The following is a 22,431-nucleotide window of genomic DNA, read 5'->3' as shown; positions in this document are numbered from 1 at the left end:
TTCCCATCATTGGTGCGACATTGCGCACTCTTGAACCATTTTGACTGAAACCTCAATAATCTGTCATAAAATTCATCTAATCTATACAATAGAGAATAAAAAACAAAGATACTAGTTTCCCAGGATAGCGTATAACATGAAAGCATTTGTAGCAGGGGCAACAGGCGAAACAGGGCGTCGAATCGTCCAAGAACTTACAGTGAGAAATATTCCCGTTCGTGCCTTAGTGCGGGATGTGGAAAAGGCTAGAGGTATTTTACCCAATGGCGTGGAGTTGGTAGAGGGTGATGTTTTAAACCCACAAACCCTAAATTTTATCACAGATTGCACGGTACTACTGTGTGCTACAGGAGCAAAGCCGAGCTTTGACCCCACAGGACCTTATAAAGTAGATTATGAAGGTACGAAAAACTTGGTTGATGCTGCCAAGGCTAAAGGAATAGAGCATTTTGTCTTTGTTAGTTCCTTGTGTACTTCCCAGTTTTTCCATCCCCTGAATTTGTTTTGGCTGATTCTGGTGTGGAAAAAGCAAGCTGAAGAGTACATAATGAAAAGCGGTCTTACTTACACGATTGTACGCCCTGGTGGTTTAAAGAATGAAGACAACACCGATAAGATCGTCATGCAAGGTGCAGATAGATTATCTGAGGGCAGCATTCCTCGGCAAAAAGTTGCTCAAGTTTGTGTAGAAGCTTTGTTTGAACCAGCATCACGTAATAAAATTGTCGAAATTGTTGCCAACGCAGACGCACCCGCTAAAAGCTTTGGAGAGTTATTTGCTAATGTTGCTTAAGGAATAGGAGTCAGTAGACAGGAGTCAGAAGTTAAGATAAAGGAGACGCTAACTCAGCTTCTCCTGGTAAATTGTGTTTGTAGTCAGCAGCACCGTTAGGATTTAAAAAACTGAGCGACAAAATTTAGATATCCTTGCCGCCCGCCTTTTTTCGTCCACAGCTTGACTGAAGACTGAATCCGTTTTAGGCAATGCACCATTTCCGACAAGGTTTTTGGTGTCATATCCATATTCGGTAATTGCTCGACTTCATCTGATACCTCTCGCAAATTTGATATTTTGTAGAACGTCTAAATACTGCTCTTCAAAAGTCATTATCCCAAATTTATTAGTATGAGATAAATTATAGTGGAATCCACTACCATTAACAGTTTCCTCAACAGATATAGAACATACCAGCTTTGCAGAAAGACAGCTATTTGTCCTTACAACACAGAGAATTGTGCTTATCGGGAGAGGTAAATGCGATCGCACTCACGCTACAACCAAATTATTGACTTGTCGTAGTGGTGCAAAAAATGAATAAAACAACCGAAAAACCTGTTGATTCAACCAAGAAACCATCGAAAGCTGCACAACCATCTTTTTTCACATCCGCTTGGGAAACTGGGAAGAACGTAGTAATTTCAGCCGATGAAGCCAGAATTGCAGCGGTAAAAAACACACACAATTTGATTGAGCAAGCTACTCGCAGTGCAGGAATTTTAGCAAATCGCCTTGGTAATAACTGGCTAATTCGCAAGTTAGCAGGCGTGCTGAATCTCAAATGGTTGGTTGGTGCTGCTAGTAATGTAAATTTAGAACAAGCTCAAGCAGCAGTAACCAAGCTCAAGCAAGAGCATCCCAATGAATCACCCAACCAGATGGCTCACCGCATCATGATGGAAAAAGCTGTCAAAGCTGGTGGGATTGGGTTGGCAACAAGTATTCTCCCAGGAGCAGCAGTTGCTCTATTGGCAGTTGATTTAGCAGCGACGACAGAATTACAATCACAAATGGTTTATCAAATTGCCGCTCTCTATGGTTTAGATTTAAACGATCCTGCTCGTAAAGGTGAGGTTTTGGCAATTTTTGGTTTGGCGTTGGGTGGTGGGCGTCTATTAAAAGCCGCAGGTTTGGGTTTGTTGCGCAATATTCCTTTTGCTGGTGCGGTAATTGGTGCTAGCTCTAATGCGACAATGATTTATTCTTTAGGTTATGCAGCTTGTCGATTTTATGAAACCAAGCTAGATGCATCAAAGTCGTTGACTTCTCAAGAAACAATTTCTCAGTTAAAGGCACAAAGTGAGAATTATCTTGAAAGTGCGATCGCTCAAGCAGCGGTGATGGATCAAATTTTAGTTCATCTGATTGTGGCTAGCAACCCAAACAAGACTTGGGCAGAGATTTTACCAGATATACAACCACTCAATCTTAGTTCTTCTTCAATGGATGCGATCGCAGCAAATATCCATTCACCCCAGCCTTTAGATACACTGATAAACCAACTTAACCGTGATTTTGCTGTACCCTTGTTAGCTCAGTGTTATCGCATTGCTCAATTAAATCATGAAGTTAGCTCTACTGAACAACAAATTCTGGAGGCGATCGCATCTAAATTTAATATTGACTTAAATTATATCAAATCAACTGTTAATAGCTAACTGTATTACCCAAATACCACTCATCAACTTGAATAACTTCGTTAGCCGCATAACTATTAAGCTAATAGTGTTATGTCAATACCTCTGGGGATGGAATTTAGGAATTGATCAACTACTGTTGCGAGTACCAATTTGCTGAGCAGCTATGCCTATGGGGTGAAAATTTTTGGACATCTGAGCCACTATACTACGTCAATAGCAGTACATAGGAATTTGTTTGGGGGTTTTGATTAGCAGCCCAGAAGGTAGGTGGATGCAAACAATTACGAGTGATTTGAGAGGGAGTACGATCGCCCGTCGTTTAATGCCAAGTGCGATCGTGCTACCTTTGATTTTGGGTTGGTTAATTCTGAAGGGACTCCAGGCGAATTACTACGAAGCAGCATTTGGGATATCGCTGCTAGTGGTTTGCTTATGTGTCATTTTTATGATATTGATTTGGCAGAGTGCAAGATATGCCAATAAAGTAGACAGAGATCGCCAATGCGCCGAACAAAAGCTTCAACAAGTAGAGCAGACTCTGCGACAACAGACAGAAGCTTTGCGAATTAGTCAAGAAAGGATGGATTTTGTGATTCAGGGCGCCGAACTCGGTGTCTGGTTTGTCAATTTACCATTTGACAAGTTAATGTGGAACGACCAATGTAAAGCGCATTTTGGTTTACCACCTGATGCTGAAGTCGATATTAATCTATTTTATCAAATGCTACATCCCGATGACCGAGAACCGACTTTGCGAGCTGTTGAATACTCTATAGCCAATGGTGTAAGCTATGACGTTGACTACCGAGTGATTGGCTCTGATGGTCAGATGGGGCGTTGGATTCGAGCTATTGGCAAAGCATTTTATGATGCATCAGGCAAACCAACCCGTTTTGATGGGATCACAATTGATATTACCGAGCGCAAACGCGCTGAAGAGCAAATTCGCCAACTTAATGAAACCCTAGAGGAACGAGTAAAACAACGCACTGCTGAACTAGAAGCAGCGAACAAAGAACTGGAATCGTTTTCTTATTCAGTTTCTCATGACTTGCGCGCACCCCTGCGTCACATTGCCGGATTTGTCGATTTGTTACAAAAACGCCTTAGTTCAAAAGTACTAGATGAAACTAGTAGGCGTTACCTCAACATTATCACTGACACCAGCAAACAAGCAGGTAAATTGATTGATGATCTATTAGCCTTCTCCCGGATGGGGCGCACCTCCATGCGCTACACCACTATTAATATGAATCAATTGGTGCAGGAGATAAAACACGATTTAGAGCCAGAAACCAAAAAACGTCTGGTGAATTGGCACATTACTCAGTTACCTACTGTGCAGGGTGATGTGGCTATGTTAAGGCTAGCTTTGCGCAATCTGCTGGACAATGCCATCAAATACACTAGGAATTGTCCTACAGCAGAAATTACCGTAGGTAGTACCAGTAGTAATGAAGAAGTTGTGTTCTTCGTGCGGGATAATGGAATTGGTTTTGATATGCGCTACGTTCATAAACTTTTTGGAGTTTTTCAACGTTTGCATACCGATTCCCAATTTGAAGGCACAGGCGTTGGATTAGCTAACGTCCAACGCATCATACACCGTCATGGTGGGCGCGTCTGGGCAGAGGCACAGATAGAAATAGGGGCGACATTTTATTTTGCGCTACCAAGGGGGACAGGATTGGAGAGTGGAGAGTAGAGTGCAAGGAATGGAACTCAAACGCATTCTCCTAGTAGAAGACAGCATTAACGATGTGGAGTTAATCCTGACTTCTCTGGCAGAAAATCATTTAGGTAATGAAGTCGTCGTCGTCCGTGATGGCGAAGAAGCTTTAGATTATCTGTATCGTCGAGGAGTGTATCGATTACGCCGAGAAGGAAATCCTGTGGTGGTATTACTGGATCTTAAACTACCTAAAGTGGACGGAATAGAAGTTCTCACACAACTGAAGGCAGATCCAGATTTACGCATAGTGCCAGTAGTGGTGTTAACATCTTCCCGTGAAGAGAAGGATTTAGCTCGCTGTTATGAACTTGGCACAAATGCATACGTAGTTAAACCCATCGATTTTCATGAATTTGTCGATGTAATCAAGGGGCTGGGGTTATTTTGGGCAATAATTAATGAACCGCCCCCAGGTTCTATCCCTCCGGCACGCAGTAGTCAAGGAATTGCAGGAGTATAGTAATGTCAGGTCTAAGGTTCCTCTTGCTTGAAGATAGTCCGCTAGATGCTGAATTGATTCACGCCCAGTTGACAGAAGGGGGTATTTCGTGTATAATAGTGCATGTGAAAACTGAGCAAGAGTTTCAAGCGGAATTAGAGCAATGTAACTTTGACCTGATTCTTTCCGATTACTCCCTACCAAGTTTTAATGGCATCACTGCCCTAGCAATGGCGCGGCAAATGTGTCCAGAAATACCCTTCATTTTTGTGACAGCAACAATGGGGGAAGAGGTGGCAATTGAAACATTGAAAAGTGGAGCCACAGATTACGTATTGAAACAAAGGATGGAGCGTCTGCCATCTTCGGTGCACAGAGCGCTAAGAGAAGCAGAAGAAAGACGCGCTCGAAAGCTTGCAGAGGCAGAGATACGGCGACAAAAACAAGAATTAGAACAGGCAAACAGAGTAAAAGATGAATTTCTTGCAGTACTTTCCCATGAATTGCGATCGCCTCTCAATGCTATCTTGGGTTGGTCAAAATTAATTCGTACCCGTCAACTAGATAGTGTTACCCTCAACCGCGCCCTCGAAACTATTGAGCGCAACGCCAAGCAACAAACTCAATTAATCGAAGATTTACTCGATATATCCCGAATTATTCGCGGAAAATTGTCCTTAACTCCTCAACCAACAAATCTCATCCCAGTGATTGAAGCGGCAATTGAGACAATGCGTCTAGCAGCAATAGCCAAATCTGTCGATTTAGAATTTAGGATTTTGGGGCATGAGGCATTGGGCAATGGGGATACCAATTCCCAATCGACAATCGAAAATTCCCAATTCCAAGTTTTAGGCGACGCCAATCGATTACAGCAAGTCATCTGGAACCTACTTTCCAACGCCATCAAGTTCACACCCCAAGGAGGAAAAGTAGAAGTACTACTCTCCCCCACTCCGTCTCTCCCCCACTCCCCTTCCTCTGCCCAACTCACAGTTAAAGACACAGGCATTGGTATCAACCCAGACTTTCTCCCATATGTATTTGACTCGTTTCGTCAAGCAGATGGTACTACTACTCGTAAACATGGCGGCTTAGGGCTAGGATTAGCAATTGTGCGTCATCTAGTCGAACTACATGGTGGAAACGTCACAGCTCAAAGTCCTGGAATTGGATTGGGAGCAACTTTTACTGTAACAATACCTCTGAAAGCAGCACTGACAACAAAAGCAGAAGTTACTTCTGCACCCGTTGCTCCTCCTACTCCCTTAACTCCTCTTCAGGGAGTGCGGATTTTAGTAGTCGATGACGATGCTGATTCACTGGAATTTTTAGTGTTTGCTTTAGAAAATTATGGCGCACTTACTACTGCGGTTTCTTCCGCCCGCGAAGCATTATCCGCTTTAGCATCTTTTCAACCAGATGTGTTAATTAGTGATATTGGTATGCCTGAGGCAGACGGTTATGCTCTCATCCGCCAAGTTAGAGCGCTATCACCTACATTCGGAGGAATTCCAGCAGTGGCACTAACAGCTTACGCTGGAGATAAAAACAGCTTTGAGGCACTCGCTGCAGGCTTCACGCTTCACCTTTCTAAGCCAGTAATTCCTGATGAACTTGTTCAAGCGATCGCTAATTTATTAAATCCAGATCCCCGACTTATTTAATTCGTCGGGGATCTGGTGTAATACTGATACAATAACTTATACACAGATGACAGCAATGGAAATTCGTGTTACTGATACCCAACTTTTAGATTGGGCGGGGGATAGCCTAGCGATTGGATTATTTGAAGATGCAGTCGAGTTAACCGGCGATTTGGCAACTTTAGATCAAAAGTTTGCCGGTTTGTTAACAGAATTGATTGCCGAAGAGGAATTTAAAGGTAAACTAGCTAGCAGCGTTGGTACGCGAGTAGGTGGTACTGCTACGGTTCGCAAAGTAATTCTGGTGGGTTTGGGCAAAAAAGAAGCTTTAAAACTAGATACTCTACGCAGAGCCGCAGCTAATGCTGCAAGAACTGCCAAAAAGCAAAAGAGCAAAACTTTGGCATTAAGTTTGCCAATTTGGAATAACGACCCAGCACAAACAGCGCAAGCTTTAGCTGAAGGTGTACAATTGGCACTGTATCAAGATAATCGCTTTAAGTCAGAACCTGAAGAAAATTCAATACAAGTAGAACAAGTAGATTTACTGGGATTAGGTGGACAAGAAGCAGCAGTTAGCCTTGCCAATCAAATCTGCTCTGGCGTAATTTTAGCACGGCAGTTGGTAGCAGCTCCCGCTAACTCGGTGACACCAGTTACGATGGCAGAAACTGCAACACAAATTGCCTCTGAACATGGTTTGCAGATAGAAATATTAGAGCGAGAAGATTGTGAGAAGTTAGGTATGGGGGCTTTTTTGGCAGTAGCACAAGCTTCTGATTTGCCGCCTAAATTCATTCACCTCACTTACAAGCCAGAAGGTACGCCTAAGCGGAAGTTAGCAATTATCGGTAAAGGTTTGACTTTTGATTCTGGCGGACTTAATATCAAAGGCGCTGGTAGTGGCATTGAAAGCATGAAAATGGATATGGGTGGAGCTGCTGCTACCTTAGGAGCTGCTAAAGTTATTGGTCAGATTAAACCAGATGTTGAAGTTCATTTTATCTCCGCAGTTACCGAGAATATGATCAGTGGGCGGGCTATGCACCCCGGAGATGTGATTAAAGCTTCTAATGGTAAGACTATTGAAGTTAATAATACTGACGCTGAAGGACGTTTGACTCTGGCAGATGCTTTGGTGTTTACTGAAAAACTAGGCGTAGATGCGATCGTTGATTTAGCTACCCTTACTGGTGCTTGTGTGATTGCTCTAGGAGATGACATTGCTGGTTTATTCACTCCCTCTGATACTTTGGCTACTGAGTTAGAGAAAGCCGCCCAAATCGCTGGGGAAAAAATCTGGCGCTTACCAATGGAAGAAAGATACTTTGAAGGGCTAAAATCAGGTATTGCTGATATGAAGAATACCGGTCCTCGTCCTGGTGGCTCAATTACTGCTGCTTTATTCCTCAAGCAGTTTCTCAAAGAAACTACTTGGGCGCACCTTGATGTAGCCGGTCCAGTTTGGGCGGATAAGGAGAACGGCTACAATAATGCTGGCGCTACCGGCTTTGGTGTTCGTACCCTCGTCCATTGGGTTTTGAATGAAGCGTAAAAAGGGATTGGCGATTGGGGATTAAAAGAATTTTCGCGCCTTGTACCCAATCCCCAGTACCCAATCCCCAATCCCCAGTTTAATAATCGTCAAAAGAAGATAATCTTTTTCTGACTTGATACTCCATCAACGCTCCTCGACTAATCACCCTCTGCCCATTGATACTGCGTGAGGGAATTTGTCCTTCTTGCAGTATCTGGCATAATTTACTTTGACTAATATTTAATACTCTAGCCGCTTCGGTAGTGGGAATGCCACGCCTGATGGCGCTTTGCTTCCTTCGGTAATTGACTGAAGATAAACGCATCATAGCAAGTTGTAAAGTAAAACTTTACAAATATGGTTTTTGTGAGGTTTCTAGCCTATGGGCGGATAATTGCCTCCACCTTTGGTTGAGATTCAAAAGAGGCGACATGAATTAGATACCCATCTAATTCAATTCTATTATAAAGAAATTCTTAAAAAAGAGTATAGTTTTACAAATCAAGTCTTTCTATCGCTAACATCAGCGCATCTTGTGGAGACAATACTTAGCCAAGAGATGCGATCGCCGCGATCCCTAGCTTGATGTTATGATATCTTTATATTCTCTTCCTTCAATTCTTCATCAACCTTGAGCTAGAATGCCCCCAAGGAAACATTAATTTAATCAAAATGTTAAATCTACCTGTTGCTAGTTCCGAATTAATTCTTTGTCACTACGTTAATTTTACCAACCAAATCCAAGTCGCTCGCATCTCAAATATTACCGGTTGGTTTTTTGAGCGTGTTATTTTTCCTGGGCAACGGCTTCTATTTGAAGCCCCATGTCAAGGGGAAATGGAAATTTATACAGGTATGATGGCAACTGCTCTGCTCAGTGAGCGGATTTTTTGTGAAAGTTTGCAAATTCACGCTAGTAATCACGCCACTCCATCGTCTGCTCTGAACATTTCTATGCCATCCGAGCCTGAGCCAAATCGCGAATTAGCGGTATTCTAGCACTGATATAATCACTAATAGTACTCATTTCTTCTCTAGTATATACACTCCGGTTCTGCAGTTGCTTCAGTAACTGCTGAACTAGATCTGCATCGTTTACCTTCAACAAGGTGCTTGTTTGAGTTTCCTCTACTACAGACCAAAAATGACGTAAGGTCAAAGAGTTCATAAAATATCCCTCATGAGACTGCTCAATCTTGCTGCTAAAAGCATATTAGCATTTTTTTAAATCTAAAGAAAATCTTAAATTATAAAACTAAAGAAAATCTTAAATTTTACAAATAATCATCAATTAGATACAAATCTAAATAAAGCTTAAAAATTTTAAATATATAAGAGAGTAGCCACTAGCCTCGGAAAATGCATTCCCAGTCTCAGACTGGGAACGAGAGGAGAGCGTCACGGTACTACGAACAACAAAGTTGATGGAGTACTACTTACGCTCAGGGTGTGCTTTTTCCTCCAATGTTGGAGTACCCATTTGATTAATTGTGGCAATCAACTGATACAAACGCCCTAAATCCCTTTGATTAAAGTACAAAACCAGACGTGGTAGTTCAACTGTCTCATCTTGCGCCTCTTGTGTTAAAGCCAAACTCTTTTCTATCGATCCCTTAACGAGAATATCACTGAAAGAGGTATTGAGTTGATCTAACTCGGCATCTGAAATGTCAGTTTTGAGCCGAATCACTAGGCGATCGCCCACATAGCGACAGGAGTGATAAACTTGGTAAAAATAGGTAATAGCATTGCAAGCCACATCAAGATTGTCTGTAACCGTATACAAACTGGGATCTTCGGGACTTACCAAACCTTTTTGCACTAGTTGGCGATCGATATATTCACTCCATGAGCGCCAATAATCCCCACCAGGATGATCGATTAAAATTAGAGGTACAGGACCAAACTTACCTGTCTGGCTTAAAGTCATACATTCAAAAGCTTCGTCTTGAGTACCAAAACCACCAGGAAACAGAGCAATAGCATCACTTTCTTTGAGCAGAAATAGCTTGCGGGTAAAGAAATACTTAAAGTGAATTAACTTGGGATCACCAACAATAAAAGGGTTAGCCTCCTGCTCAAAAGGCAACTGAATGTTTAAGCCAAAGGAATTTTCTCGTCCTGCACCTTCATGACCTGCTTGCATAATACCACCACCTCCGCCAGTCATCACCATAAAACCCAATTGAGTGACACGGCGGGCAAACTCTACTGCCATAAGATAATCAGGAGTTTCCGACGATAAACGCGCCGAACCGAAGATGGTGACTTTACGAACATGTCTGTAAGTATAAAATAATTGGAAACCTTTTTCCATATCAGTCAAAGCCGCCGACAAGATCTTCCAGTCCAGACGGTCAATTTCTGTATCAGCCAGACGTATGATAGTCTTTAGTGCTTGTAGGACGTACTTTTGATGCTTTAAGTTTGGTAAATGCTCAATTAACTCAGCAAGATCCGCTTGAAAAGAGTCAGATGTATCAAATAAAGCTTTAGATGTCATGAGAACTGCCGCCTGTATGGCATTATCTAATTAATTTGATGTTTAATATATCTAGCGCATTTCTATGTGGAGACGCAGTAGTTCGCGGAAAATAAAAAGCACCTGTGGTTAAAAGTCAACCAAGGCGCTGGTGACGCCTACCGTCGCCAATGACTGTAGAAGTTTATAAATTTGAGCTTCTGACTGACTAACTCTCTTAGTCAGCTGTCTTCTGACTTGAGCTATTAGCGAGCCAGCGCTGCATCCGGGTTTCCATCCGTAGGCGACTGGCGTTCTTGAACTTCAGTTCAAGGCGTTCTGAGTTCTTGTTAACCTTTAAAGATACTTTTCTAAAGTGTTGGCTAATGTGGTTTTCGGCACAGCACCGACTACCATATCAACTTTTTGCCCACCTTTAAAAATCATTAAGGTAGGAATGCTACGGATGCCATACTGACTCGCAACATTGGGATTTTCATCTGTATTAACTTTAACTACCTTTAGTTGACCTTCATATTGAGCAGAAATTTCATCTACAACAGGTGCAACCATCCGGCAAGGACCGCACCAAGGCGCCCAAAAATCAACTAAAACAGGAACCGCGCTATCCAGTACTTCCTGCTTAAAGGTAGAGTCCGTAACTTGTGCCGCTGCTGACATGCCTACAAACCTTTGCCTAGAATGTTTTCGAGTTTGCTCAAAATTCTACCATAGCAAAAACCACAGCTTTGGAGCCGGACATATACATTTATATATAGCTTTAGTATTTATTTATATATATATTAAGGAACCGCCCGAACAGCAGTCCGGGCGGAGTGTGGTGTGAGGAGTGAACGGAAACATGCGTCTCCGCTATTTCTATTGTAGGCGACAGATGAGATTTTTCCAGTAATTGTGCAATAGTTGGGAAAATTTCTTTAACAAGGAAGGACTGGGAATAGAAGAATAGAAGAATAGAAGAATTGCTGATTGCTGATTGTTCTTAGCCATTAGCCATTAGCTATTTCCTCATTTACCCATTCCGATTTGTTGAGCTTTTTGATAGACTTTGCCTTCAGTTAATAAAGAAGGGGCAATGACAACTTCTACCTGTTGCATTTCTTTAAGATTTTTGGCTCCTATTGTACCCATACTCGTTTTGAGCGCACCCAAAAGATTGTGAGTACCATCATCAAGTTGTGCTGGTCCAATCAAAATTTGCTCTAAACTACCTGTAGTCGCCACACGAATGCGTGTACCTCTAGGTAAAACTGGGCTAGGCGTCGCCATACCCCAATGATAACCCCGTCCTGGAGCTTCTTGTGCTTTAGCAAAGGGAGAACCAATCATCACACCATCAGCGCCGCAAGCAATACATTTACAAATGTCCCCACCAGTAATTAAACCACCATCGGCAATTACTGGTACATAGTTACCAGTATCTTGGTAATAATCGTCGCGTGCAGCAGCACAATCAGCGATCGCTGTTGCTTGAGGTACACCCACACCCAATACACCACGAGAGGTACAAGCGGCTCCGGGCCCAATTCCTACCAATACCGCTGCTGCTCCTGATGTCATTAAATTTAAAGCGACTTCGTAAGTTACGCAGTTGCCCAAAACCACGGGTATAGGCATGGAGCGGCAAAATTGTGCTAAATCCAGTGGCACTACAGATGCAGGCGAAAGATGAGCAGTAGAAACTACCGTCCCTTGCACAAACAATATATCTGCCCCAGCTGAAACTACAACTTCTCCATATTTACTTGCCGCCACTGGGGTAGCACTTACCGCTGCAATGCCTCCAAGCTGTTTAATTTCCTGAATTCGCTGTTCAATTAACTCCGGTTTGATTGGTTCAGAATACAGTTGTTGCATCAGGGGAACAAATTCGTCCTTCCCAACTGACGCAATCCGGTCTAAAATAGGCTCTGGATCGGCGTAGCGAGTTTGTATGCCCTCTAAGTTCAAAACACCCAATGCCCCTAACTGTGACAATTGCACAGCCATACGGACATCCACTACGCCATCCATTGCACTGGCAATAATCGGAATTTCGCGCTCAATATTGCCAATCCGCCACTTCGTCTCCGCCAATGTTGGATCTAATGTCCGATTACCAGGAACTAAAGCAATTTCATCGATGCCGTAGGCTCTCCTGGCTGTTTTTCCCCGCCCAATTTGAATGTCCACGCTGTTGATGTCCCCTAATCTGTTTAAGATAGGGTATCAAATTGTGAGGTGACTTGGAGCATTTAGATTGGAAGTGGGGGAGTGGGGGGATGTTTAAAGTCTTCCTCAAGTTCGTTGTAGTTCTCTTGTAATTTTCATACAATAAAGATCAAGCCTCTTGATAAATCTTGAATTTGAGAGCTTTAATCAACTACGTCAGAACTTTGTTAAATTCAGACACGAATTCAGCTTTGCTTCAATCCGAAACCTTAGAACTATTAGAATGGCATCGTCTATGCCAACATTTATCTACCTTTGCCGCAACAAAGTTGGGTGTAATTGCCGCACGCAGGCTGCAAGTTCCTGACTCCATTGCTCAAAGTGAACAGCTATTAGCGCAAACGAAGGAAGTTTACGAACTGGAAAGTCGCCTGACTACAGGATTATCTTTTGAGGGTATCCAAGATATTGGCGATTATATAGAAAGAGCAGAAAAAGGTAGTATTTTGGCAGGAGACGAACTGTTGGCGATCGCCACTACTCTTGCTGGAGTCAGAAATATACGACGTATAATTGATGACCAAGAAGATTTAAATGTATTGAATGCGTTGGTTGCCGATTTACGTACTTATCCAGAACTAGAGCAAGAAATCCATCGTTGTATAGATGAACGAGGACAAGTAGCAGATCGCGCCAGTGCCAAGTTGGGTGAGATTCGCAATTCCTTGCGGCAATTACGTAATCAAATTACCCAAAAACTACAAAATATTATACAAGTAAAATCAAACGCAGTTCAAGAACAAATTATTACACAAAGAGGCGATCGCTATGTAATTCCTGTGAAAGCGCCACAAAAAGATGCGATTCCCGGTATCGTTCACGATACCTCTACTAGTGGTGCAACATTGTATGTAGAACCTAATTCCATAGTTCCACTAGGAAACCAACTACGGCAGCTAGTTAGGCAAGAGCAAATAGAAGAAGAAGCTGTTCGCCGCAAGTTAACACAAGCAATAGCATCCGTAAAAGCCGATTTAGAAAATTTGCTCTACGTGGCGACAACTCTAGATTTGGCAACAGCAAAAGCACGATATAGCTTATGGTTAAAAGCGAATCCTCCCAGATTTATAAATCGGGAAGTGGAAAGCATTACCCTGCGTCAATTGCGACATCCACTTTTGGAATGGCAGCATCAGCACGAACAAGGACAACCAGTTGTACCAGTGGATTTGCTGATTCAACCAAGTCTTAAGGTAGTAACTATTACTGGACCAAACACTGGAGGTAAAACAGTTACACTCAAAACCTTGGCATTAGCAGCATTAATGGCGAAGGTAGGCTTGTTTGTTCCTGCCCGTGAACCAGTAGAAATACCATGGTTTGCCCAAGTATTGGCAGATATTGGGGATGAACAGTCCCTACAACAAAGTTTATCTACCTTCTCCGGACATATCCGCCGAATTAGTCGAATTTTAGAAGCAATAGACGAAAATGATTCCTTGGTACTTCTCGACGAAGTAGGAGCAGGAACAGATCCGGTGGAAGGAAGTGCGTTAGCAATTGCATTATTACAATATTTAGCAGATCATGCTAATTTGACGATCGCCACAACTCACTTTGGCGAATTAAAAGCCCTCAAATACCAAGATGAACGGTTTGAAAATGCTTCGGTAGAATTTGATGAAAGTACTCTTTCACCAACTTATCGTTTGCTGTGGGGCATTCCCGGACGTTCTAACGCTTTATCTATTGCTAGTCGTTTGGGATTAAAACTTGAAGTTGTCGAACAGGCGAAATCTAAATTGGGTGGAGCAACAGATGATGTAAACCAAGTGATTGCAGGATTAGAAGCACAGCGTCGTCGTCAGGAAAGTAAAGCAGCTCAAGCACAAAATTTATTACAGCAGGCGGAGAAATTATACAAAGAAGTATCCGAAAAAGCGACAGCATTAGAGCAAAGAGAAAGTACTTTGCGTGCCTCACAAGAAGTAGCAGTGCAAAAGGCAATTACCGAGGCAAAAGGTGAAATTGCCGCAGTAATTCGCCGCTTGCAGCAAGGTACGCCCACTGCGCAAGATGCCCAGCAAGCAACTAATGCTTTGAATGAAATCACCGAAAAATTTCTACCAAAGACCCCACAAAAGCCGAAAGTAGGATTTGTCCCCAAAGTGGGCGATCGTATCCGTATTCCAAAGTTAGGGCAGACAGCATTCGTGTTATCCGCCCCAACAGAAGATGGAGAGTTAAGCGTTCGCTTTGGCATCATGAAAATGACGGTGAAGCTATCTGACATCGAATCACTTGATGGTCAAAAACCAGAACCGAAAAATGTTGGGGAGAAGGCCAGAAGAACAGAAGTGGAGAAAATCACCGTTACTGCGAACCAAAATGCCCCAGCAATTAGGACATCAAAGAATACGATTGATTTACGTGGACGTAAAGTAGCTGATTCGGAACTAATTATCGATAAGGCAGTCTCAGAAGCCACAGGACCAATCTGGATTATTCACGGACATGGTACTGGTAAACTGCGGCAAGGTGTTCATGCTTTCTTAAAGCAGCATCCCAGAGTACAGCGCTACGAAGCAGCAGAACCATCTGACGGTGGTACGGGAGTTACCATTGCTTACATAGATTAAGGTTGAGGGAATAATTAGGGAACCGGAAAATCAAGGAAAAATTAAACAACAATTAACAAATAGTAATTTTCCATTTCCTACTTTTTTCCTAGAGATTTTCATCATAAAGTAAGACAAACAATGGCAGCTGTTAACCAAACTGATGTAAGCTATAGACGCAATCTGAGCTAGCTGCACAGCAAGCTTTTAGTCAATAGCATGAAGGAAACCATTCTGAACCTGCAAGAGTCTGGTTTCAAAATGGGTAACAGCAACAGCCCCTACCAGCCCGATCACCTATGCTAAAAGTTATGTACTCTGCCGCCGATTCACCCACTCCAACTTCCCAGTGGGAGGATTTAATCAAAATTAATGCCCCAAACGCAGTTCAATGGGACAACATCAAAGCCCAATTGGACTTGGTGCTTTTGGCGCTAGAAACTTTGACGGGGATTGGATCTGAGGCAATGCTTCAAGCGGCGACTAACCTGAATTTAGAGTCAAGGGTACCAGATAGGGTTGCACTGTGGCGTTTGCGTCAGTCAAACCCGATGAGAAAAGGTCAAGGAGGGCGAAAAAAACTAGATGTGGAAGAAGCGCGAGCGCTTGTATTGATCATTTGTTATCTTGCTAAACAACATCAAGAAATTATTCGTCGTGCTGTTGGTTTGTTAGAACAAATGGCTCAAAACAATCGCGAACCTCATCAGGCTGCGTTACTCGGAGATTACATTGATGCTTTCTGCAACACATATCAGGAGCGAATGGAGGAAGACGCGACTATTTCCACTGCGGAACTTACCCACCTAGCACTAAAACTGCTAATTGATTTACTTTTTTATGGTGGATCAGGTGGACACCGCCGTCTTTGGCTAGCACTCATAGACAAATCAACCAAATTTTCAATTTGAGATTCCACTCCAAATTTCCAGCCGTAGGAGCCAGGAAACGAGCCAACATCCAAAATATCCAGCTTGCAGTTCTTGCCATGCCTGTATCAAATTATGTAATCCGTCGGTATACACCGCCTACTTGCACACTAGAAATCTTGGCGCAAAGCTCAGCTTTGTCTCGTTGGATGGGGAAATCTGTCCTGAAGCAGCTACGCTTTGAGCTACGCTTTGACGCTCCACAAACACAACCAGAACAAAGAGTAGCAATTCGAGGCGATCGCGATCAACTTGAAGCCTTGTGTACAGTAGTCACAAACTACGTCCAAGAATTGCTCCAAAAACCTCCAGACAACTTCGGGGCGATGTTTGCTGAAACCCAACAGCAAACCATTACCATAGATGAAGCAACCAGAGATGCTGACACAACAACAGTGTCAAACCCATTAAAACCCTATAACAACCAAAAATTAGGCTCAGATATTAGTCTACAACCAAGCGACAGCTTAAAACATAAACTATTTCTGGGTAACTTGGCAAATCACGTATCCGGACCTGTCATTCAGCTAACTCTACTACAATTATTTGATCTTGCCACTGCCCTAGATGAGTACTCAGCCGATGTCTTGGCGCTACCAAACTTAGAAACTTCCACAGCACCAAAATTATCGACTTGGACATCAGTTGCCGCAGTATTAGTCTTAGGTGTAGCTTTAGCACCAGTTACTTGGCAATATGCCAACCGCACCAGGCAACAAGTAGCCAAGAAATCAACCACTCGTTCAGAACAAATAGCCTTAAAACCATCCCCCTCACCAAACCTCCAATCAACACCAATCCCCGCTCTCACTCCTCCAGATACATTACCATCAATTCCACAACTACCCCTAAGCACTACAAACCTTCCCACCCCGACTCCGACTCCTACTGCCAATATTTCCTCTCCACCCCCAACGTTGGCTACTTTACCTAAATCCTCAGTTTCCCCGATAATTCGTTCTTCCCCTCAATCAGCCATCTCATTACCAACACTGCAAAAAACTCCTCAATCTACCCAGATTCCTTCCCTTGATTCAAAATCTCCTAGCTTAAAGAACACAACTCCCCTGCCATCTTCACAAACCACACTAACTGTACCGGAGTTGTCCACAAAAATACCTACAGGTATTCCAACTACACCAAGTACAGCACTAAAAATACCAAGTCCACAAATTAACCTTCAACCGAATCTCAGACAAAACACTACTGGATTCATCGCTAAAAATAGTTCTGGTTCTGTGCCAGAGACTACTAGTATAAAATCACCAAACTCCCTAAGCACCACAAGTAGTGTCACCTCTACTCTACCCACCACTCCGTCTCTTAACACTCTACCAGAGCCAAATAAAGACAGTAGTAGTTCTGTCACCGGAACAGAATTAATCGCCAAATTGCGTGAGACACGCAAAACCCCCACAGAAGTTGCCACAGGCACATTGTTTGATACAGCCCAAGTTGCGGAAGCCAGAGATTTCTTAAAAAAACGCTGGCAACCACCGAATCAATTAAAACAAGCAATAGAATACAGTTTAGTGGTAGGTGTTGACGGCTCAATTGAACGAATTTTCCCCATCGGAAAATCAGCAAGAGATTACATTGATCGTACCGGAATGCCATTGATTGGTGAACGCTTTGTTTCACCCAATCGTAATGGACAAGCGGTAAAAATACGAGCTGTGTTTAGCCCTGATGGTGCGGTACAAACCTTTCCAGAAAAAGATTAAGTCCAGTTGTAAAACTGGTACGATCGCACTAAGAGAGAGAGCGTACTAATTCATACAATGATATATAAATCGCTCTCCTCACCAAACATATGCAACAATTCGGTTCTCAAAAAGACAGCGCCGCTTGGATTTTTCAAACATGGGCTGCTTTTATCCTATCTATTTCTATGACGACGGTAGGAATTATTAACTTACCCTTAGATAACTGGGTAAAAGGCTTCATGGGTATGGGGCTAGCCTTCTCCGTAGGTTCAACTTTTTCTTTAGCAAAAACTACCAGAGACTTACACGAAGCGAGAAGGCTTAACGCCAGAATCGACGAGGCAAAAGTTGAAAAGTTACTCTCACAACACGATTCTTTAAGATAACACTCAATTAGGTTCGTAGTCAGCGCTTCAGCGCTGAAGCACTGACTACAAACGAACTCATGAACTTTACATTTCTTTACATGTTCTGTTTATTCACATCAACTGATTGAATAAAAGCTCAGTTTGACTCAATCTTCTTCTATTTATTGGATCAGCAAAATTAATTTATTCACTTTCGATTAGCATTATGTAAAACCCCGGTTTATTAAGGAAACTGGGGTTTTTGTTTTGACACACCGATATTTTCTCCGATTCATTCTTCGGGTGAATAAAAAGACAAGCGCAAACCAATTAATTAGTAGAGAGATTTGTACTATAAGTTTCACATTCAAAGGTGATCGCCAACAGCGGGCGCTCTGTGTCATTGGGGCTTAACAGCCTTTTTGAATAAATCACAACAAATCATATGCAGCACTTATTTTACTACCAGTACAGGTTGGTCTAATGAGACTTTTTATGGCAAACAGTAGTCTGTGGGAATTTAAAACCTCGATTTTTAAGGTTTAGAAAACACCCTCCATATTCTTTTACTTTTTGAATGATCATGTTGAGAAACTTAATTTTCTTTAGAAGTAGTGGCGCAGATGAATTTACAAAAATCTCTAAGCTTGGGGATGATGATGACCCAATTGTTCCACCCAATTAATTTTGGATCATAAACTCCGTCTCACCTGCCAAAATCCTTCTTAACACTTCTTTACGTCTGGGTTATTTAGGCATCAGTTTGTAACTAATTCTCTAAACTTAATCCTTCTACTCTCTGCAAATCAGAATCATTAGAAACTAAAATTATACCCAGTGTAATTGCTGTAGCATTTTTTTTCAAAATATAACTAACAATATTTGTATCCAGTAAATGTGCCACTCTATTTATCTTCCAACCAAAGCCTCATCAAAAATTTTGATTTGCTCTGGAGTCAAATCGTTGAGCGTTCCAGAAACTGCTTCTAAAACTAAAAGCTTGTCAATTCTACGTGTTAATTCATCATCAGGGATAGCTCTAAATTCTTCAGGTGAAAATTTACTAAAAAGATTGACTAAATGTTCAATCCTTTCTTGTTTTTTTAATCTCACCATGTAAAAGCTACTACCTTTAAATAAATTCTCCAAAATTGGAGAGATGCGGCTTGCAAATTCTTGAGTGTATTCAGATACTTCTTGCATAAATTGATCCTCAGTTTAATTGTGAGTTTATCTATTTTAGGCTCTGCTACAATTTATTCACTTTTATCATCCAACGCTCGACGCGCTTCTAGCTTCCAGATATATAATTCTGGTAGTTTCTGGTCTTGTCCTTTTGGTTGTTGCTGATCTGGGTCATGTTTCAAACAGTTTTTCCATGATTTTAAAGCCAGATGCTTTTCTCCTTGAGCTTCTTGGACTTTTGCTAATAAACAGTGAGTAAGAGCGCGATCGCGATCCAATTTAAGTGACATGAGCAGATGTTCTTGAGCCTGTTTGTATAACTTTTGCTCAAAATACGCCCAACCAAGGTTCTTATATAATGAAGCTTTCACCATGCTGTCCTGAACCCGTGACAAAATTGGCTTTATCATCTCGACGGCTGTAGCAATATCTCCTTCAAGAATAGATAAACGAGCTAGGTTATTAATTGCAGCATCAGCAGCCCGATTGGTATATTTCATAGCAATTTCGTAGTGATGGCAAGCACTAGATAAATCCTGCAGTTTTTCATAAGCCGATCCCAGATTGTAGTGAGCCTCTGCAAAATCAGGATTAAAAGTGATTGCCCATTTCAAAAAAAATACTGCTCTTTGAAAATCCCCATTTCGGTACTCCTTGTCACCAATTTTATTCAAAGATTTAGCGATTTGAATCTTTTCTTCATCATCCGATAGTTGTAACTGGTTTTCCAGGTGTTGAATAAGTATAATTTCTGGTAGCGACTGTAACAATAAATTTTCTGGTAAATTCGCAACTTTTTCGGTTTTTTCTGGGGATAGTAGCTCTGGTTTGTATCTAGCCAATAAAGCAACTAAATCAGAGCGTTTGTAGCGACGCCCATCAGAATGTTCATTTTCTAACCCAAATTCCTGACAAATTCTTTCAATGAATTTTCTCACGCTAGGTTCTAAAATTCCCATTTTTTCGGCAATTACAGCATCCGTCTCACCTGCCAAAACCCCTCTTAACACTTCTTTACGTCGAGGTGAGAGGTGTTCAAATATTTTTTCAAACTCTTGCTGGTTCATCCTTGATTTCAATTCGCGACCATCCAAAGCCACATTTAGTACTTAAAGACTAAGTTAACAAAATTTGATGATCTATCACTCATCACTTTGGTTGACCATTGCCTAACTGGTTAAGTAACGCTCCTAGATCATTACTTTTGCTAAACCACATGTATTACTTTACATAAGTTAACAAATGAGTTGACAAATGTCCTTTCTTTTGTCACACTGGTGACAAAAGAAAATTTCAAGACATTCTAGTGATTTTTAATTTTAGGAGGGCTATTTCATTCTCGGAACTAGCGCTTACTGGTTATAAAAAGATTAAACGTTTAATGAGGATAGGAACCCTAAATGAAAACTCTGACTGTGCCAGAAACATTGAAAAACCGTGATTACACTTTAATAATTGATAAAAGTTCCAGTATGTCCACTCCAGATCAACGGAATGGTAGGACTAGATGGGAGGAAGTGCAAGAGTCTACTTTAGGATTGGCAAGAAAGTGTGAACAGCTTGACTCAGATGGCATTACTGTCTATGTATTTGCAGGTCGATTTAGACGGTATGACAATGTGACATCAGGGAAAGTAGCCCAAATATTTGAAGAAAACGAGCCAGTAGGTAACACAGATCTTGCTGGGGCAAAGTTTGATATCTGCGACACGATTACCTTTGAGCAAATGGAGAACCAAACGCTTACTGAAGTTTTGCTTGGCGCCATCAAGGACTAAATTGTACTTAACTCATAGATAAGGAAGGCGTTTTAAGTTCCTAACCAAGTCATTAATCTTCCACATGGTTTGCCATGACGAACCCGATCTCATTGGAGATGCCAAATATACAATTCCTTCTATAAGTTTTGCTTTATTAATATGCGGCATTATGGTATATCGACGTTCAAATTCATCACGGTTGAGTCTATCTACGCTGTCTGCTGAAGAAATCAAAAAATATTTGTTCAGTAAAATTGGATCTAAAAACTAATTTCAGTCATGTAGTTTCTACGTACCTGTTACTCCTATGAAGACATTTCCTAAAGCTAATCTACCAAATCTATTCCTACCCCTATTATTCCTTAGTAGTTTTTCTGTCGGATATACTTTAAAATTTTCTACTCAAGAATTAAGTGTGAAGTTTAAAGCAGAGGAATCAGCGTATGCGCGTCCACAATGGGGGCAAATAACAAAGAACGCTTTGAAATTTCTGGGTGTGCAGATTGTCCAGGAAACTTTAAAGGTTGGTGTAGAAAGTGTTCTTTCTCCAAAAAGTGCAGCGACTAAGCCAACAAACCTACTCACAAGACGCCCACATCAGTTATCCTACGTTGGCAGCTTCTTCCAATGTTCGCGTGGGTGTAAATATTATTGGAGTGAAGCTACAGGCTGGCGAATTTTTAATTCGCAACAGGGAGAATGGGAAGAAATTACATATCCATCAAGGACTGTTGTACGTACCCACAATATTTACATAAACAACATAGGAAATTTTTCTACACAACCTGTTGCACACGGATATGGGTTTGACCCGCAATATGGGTGGGTATATTTTTAATCTAAGCAGAAACGTAATATCGAACATAATACATCTCTTATCTTGAGAATTAAATATGAAGGAAATTCTTGCGTATTTTTGTCTGCCATCTGTTGCTTTTGCTTGGTTCGTACTCTTTTTGGAAAGAGAAGAAGCCAGATCCCAAGAGAAAGAAAAAGAACGAAGGGAAATGGAAGACGCGATAGAAGATTATGAAGAAGAGATGATTAAAAAAATTGCAGAACTTGAAATTGAAAATGAAGAAATGGAGAAGAAAAATAAAGCAGAAGAAGAAAGAGCAAAAAATCCTATAGTAAAGTTTTTTAGGATTACGAATAATAAATAATTGATGGCAAAAGGATTGATTGATGTATGACTGAGTTTCTTGCGTATGTCATTTTTCCCATTGTTTTATTCCTCTTAATCAGAGCTGCCAAAGCTGCAAGTAAAGAAGAACGAAGACGTGAAATTGAACGTGAAGAAGAAGAAAGAAAACAATATGAACGGGAACGAATAGAAGATGAAAAAAAGAGAATCCGTCGTAAAAAGCAAATGTTTGGATTAGAGAAAGATAAAGCTTAAATAGAGCAAGCAAAAACTATGGGTTCCAGAAATGTGGGTTCTTTAAGCTCTTAGGGAAAAATTTTGTAGGGTTTCTTCTAAA

Annotated in this window: 20 protein-coding genes and 2 pseudogenes; 15 read left to right on the top strand and 7 right to left on the bottom strand. The window is 41.6% G+C overall.

Annotated features, from left to right (window positions below; translation table 11 throughout):
* The first annotated feature begins 136 nt into the window (after window positions 1–136).
* The 6 genes from ICL16_RS37410 (at window position 137) to ICL16_RS37385 (ending at window position 7,790) form a co-directional block, all read left to right on the top strand.
* Entirely contained in the window at window positions 137–793 is a 657-nt protein-coding gene (locus ICL16_RS37410; protein ID WP_190836630.1) for an SDR family oxidoreductase, read from the top strand.
* 518 nt (window positions 794–1,311) lie between these two features.
* Window positions 1,312–2,436, top strand: a complete 1,125-nt coding sequence (locus ICL16_RS37405) for a YcjF family protein (RefSeq protein ID WP_190836629.1) — start codon at window positions 1,312–1,314, stop codon at window positions 2,434–2,436.
* 253 nt (window positions 2,437–2,689) lie between these two features.
* Complete coding sequence (locus ICL16_RS37400) at window positions 2,690–4,123, top strand: sensor histidine kinase (RefSeq protein ID WP_190836628.1); 1,434 nt, start codon at window positions 2,690–2,692, stop codon at window positions 4,121–4,123.
* A gap of 10 nt (window positions 4,124–4,133) precedes the next feature.
* Window positions 4,134–4,610, top strand: a complete 477-nt coding sequence (locus ICL16_RS37395; protein ID WP_190836627.1) for a response regulator — start codon at window positions 4,134–4,136, stop codon at window positions 4,608–4,610.
* Window positions 4,611–4,612: 2 nt separating this feature from the next.
* On the top strand, window positions 4,613–6,256 hold the full coding sequence (locus ICL16_RS37390; protein ID WP_190836626.1) for an ATP-binding response regulator: 1,644 nt from the start codon (window positions 4,613–4,615) through the stop codon (window positions 6,254–6,256).
* A 55-nt stretch (window positions 6,257–6,311) separates the two neighbouring features.
* Window positions 6,312–7,790: a leucyl aminopeptidase gene (locus ICL16_RS37385; RefSeq protein WP_190836674.1), complete on the top strand. Its 1,479-nt coding sequence runs from the start codon at window positions 6,312–6,314 to the stop codon at window positions 7,788–7,790.
* 79 nt (window positions 7,791–7,869) lie between these two features.
* Here ICL16_RS37385 and ICL16_RS37380 read toward each other — a convergent pair whose 3' ends face one another.
* Window positions 7,870–8,100, bottom strand: coding sequence for a helix-turn-helix domain-containing protein (locus tag ICL16_RS37380; RefSeq protein ID WP_238361121.1), 231 nt, complete (start codon window positions 8,098–8,100; stop codon window positions 7,870–7,872).
* Window positions 8,101–8,444: 344 nt separating this feature from the next.
* Here ICL16_RS37380 and ICL16_RS37375 point away from each other — a divergent pair, with 344 nt between their 5' ends.
* Window positions 8,445–8,771: a DUF1830 domain-containing protein gene (locus tag ICL16_RS37375; RefSeq protein ID WP_190836625.1), complete on the top strand. Its 327-nt coding sequence runs from the start codon at window positions 8,445–8,447 to the stop codon at window positions 8,769–8,771.
* A gap of 433 nt (window positions 8,772–9,204) precedes the next feature.
* On the opposite strand, the gene ICL16_RS37370 is transcribed toward ICL16_RS37375, so the two are convergent.
* The 3 genes and pseudogenes from ICL16_RS37370 to ICL16_RS37360 all read right to left on the bottom strand — a co-directional run bounded on the left by ICL16_RS37370 (window position 9,205) and on the right by ICL16_RS37360 (window position 12,426).
* The gene (locus ICL16_RS37370) at window positions 9,205–10,275 is read right to left on the bottom strand and encodes an LOG family protein (protein ID WP_190836624.1); all 1,071 of its coding nucleotides are present in this window, start codon (window positions 10,273–10,275) and stop codon (window positions 9,205–9,207) included.
* Window positions 10,276–10,590: 315 nt separating this feature from the next.
* Window positions 10,591–10,932: pseudogene (trxA, locus tag ICL16_RS37365) on the bottom strand (thioredoxin); the annotation flags it as partial.
* 330 nt (window positions 10,933–11,262) lie between these two features.
* Window positions 11,263–12,426, bottom strand: coding sequence for a GuaB3 family IMP dehydrogenase-related protein (locus tag ICL16_RS37360; RefSeq protein WP_190836622.1), 1,164 nt, complete (start codon window positions 12,424–12,426; stop codon window positions 11,263–11,265).
* Between the two features lie 230 nt (window positions 12,427–12,656).
* Here ICL16_RS37360 and ICL16_RS37355 point away from each other — a divergent pair, with 230 nt between their 5' ends.
* The 4 genes from ICL16_RS37355 (at window position 12,657) to ICL16_RS37340 (ending at window position 18,044) form a co-directional block, all read left to right on the top strand.
* Window positions 12,657–15,044 carry an endonuclease MutS2 gene (locus tag ICL16_RS37355; protein ID WP_190836621.1) on the top strand — a complete coding sequence of 796 codons (2,388 nt, stop codon included), beginning with the start codon at window positions 12,657–12,659 and terminating at the stop codon, window positions 15,042–15,044.
* A 278-nt stretch (window positions 15,045–15,322) separates the two neighbouring features.
* On the top strand, window positions 15,323–15,934 hold the full coding sequence (locus ICL16_RS37350; protein WP_190836620.1) for a DUF3038 domain-containing protein: 612 nt from the start codon (window positions 15,323–15,325) through the stop codon (window positions 15,932–15,934).
* Between the two features lie 77 nt (window positions 15,935–16,011).
* Window positions 16,012–17,676, top strand: a complete 1,665-nt coding sequence (locus ICL16_RS37345; RefSeq protein WP_190836619.1) for a DUF4335 domain-containing protein — start codon at window positions 16,012–16,014, stop codon at window positions 17,674–17,676.
* Window positions 17,677–17,765: 89 nt separating this feature from the next.
* Window positions 17,766–18,044 (top strand): YiaA/YiaB family inner membrane protein, encoded by a 279-nt coding sequence (locus tag ICL16_RS37340; protein WP_190836618.1) that lies wholly within the window; start codon window positions 17,766–17,768, stop codon window positions 18,042–18,044.
* 730 nt (window positions 18,045–18,774) lie between these two features.
* Here ICL16_RS37340 and ICL16_RS46420 read toward each other — a convergent pair.
* From ICL16_RS46420 to ICL16_RS37330, 3 genes and pseudogenes are all read right to left on the bottom strand, one after another.
* Window positions 18,775–18,858, bottom strand: a pseudogene (locus tag ICL16_RS46420) (VapC toxin family PIN domain ribonuclease); the annotation flags it as partial.
* Between the two features lie 56 nt (window positions 18,859–18,914).
* Window positions 18,915–19,208: a hypothetical protein gene (locus ICL16_RS37335; RefSeq protein WP_190836617.1), complete on the bottom strand. Its 294-nt coding sequence runs from the start codon at window positions 19,206–19,208 to the stop codon at window positions 18,915–18,917.
* A 53-nt stretch (window positions 19,209–19,261) separates the two neighbouring features.
* Window positions 19,262–20,290 carry a tetratricopeptide repeat protein gene (locus ICL16_RS37330; RefSeq protein WP_337907196.1) on the bottom strand — a complete coding sequence of 343 codons (1,029 nt, stop codon included), beginning with the start codon at window positions 20,288–20,290 and terminating at the stop codon, window positions 19,262–19,264.
* A 300-nt stretch (window positions 20,291–20,590) separates the two neighbouring features.
* Here ICL16_RS37330 and ICL16_RS37325 point away from each other — a divergent pair, with 300 nt between their 5' ends.
* The 4 genes from ICL16_RS37325 to ICL16_RS37310 all read left to right on the top strand — a co-directional run bounded on the left by ICL16_RS37325 (window position 20,591) and on the right by ICL16_RS37310 (window position 22,349).
* Window positions 20,591–20,968: a vWA domain-containing protein gene (locus ICL16_RS37325; protein WP_190836616.1), complete on the top strand. Its 378-nt coding sequence runs from the start codon at window positions 20,591–20,593 to the stop codon at window positions 20,966–20,968.
* A 289-nt stretch (window positions 20,969–21,257) separates the two neighbouring features.
* Window positions 21,258–21,788 (top strand): hypothetical protein, encoded by a 531-nt coding sequence (locus ICL16_RS37320; protein WP_190836615.1) that lies wholly within the window; start codon window positions 21,258–21,260, stop codon window positions 21,786–21,788.
* Window positions 21,789–21,843: 55 nt separating this feature from the next.
* Window positions 21,844–22,113, top strand: coding sequence for a hypothetical protein (locus ICL16_RS37315; protein ID WP_190836614.1), 270 nt, complete (start codon window positions 21,844–21,846; stop codon window positions 22,111–22,113).
* A 26-nt stretch (window positions 22,114–22,139) separates the two neighbouring features.
* Entirely contained in the window at window positions 22,140–22,349 is a 210-nt protein-coding gene (locus tag ICL16_RS37310) for a hypothetical protein (RefSeq protein WP_190836613.1), read from the top strand.
* The last annotated feature ends 82 nt before the right edge of the window (window positions 22,350–22,431 follow it).

Origin of the sequence: Iningainema tapete BLCC-T55 (assembly GCF_014698965.1) — a bacterium.
GTDB classification, from domain to species: Bacteria; Cyanobacteriota; Cyanobacteriia; order Cyanobacteriales; family Nostocaceae; genus Iningainema; species Iningainema tapete.
The sequence above is the reverse complement of the archived record's forward strand: the minus strand, read 5'-3'. Positions and strand labels throughout refer to the sequence as shown.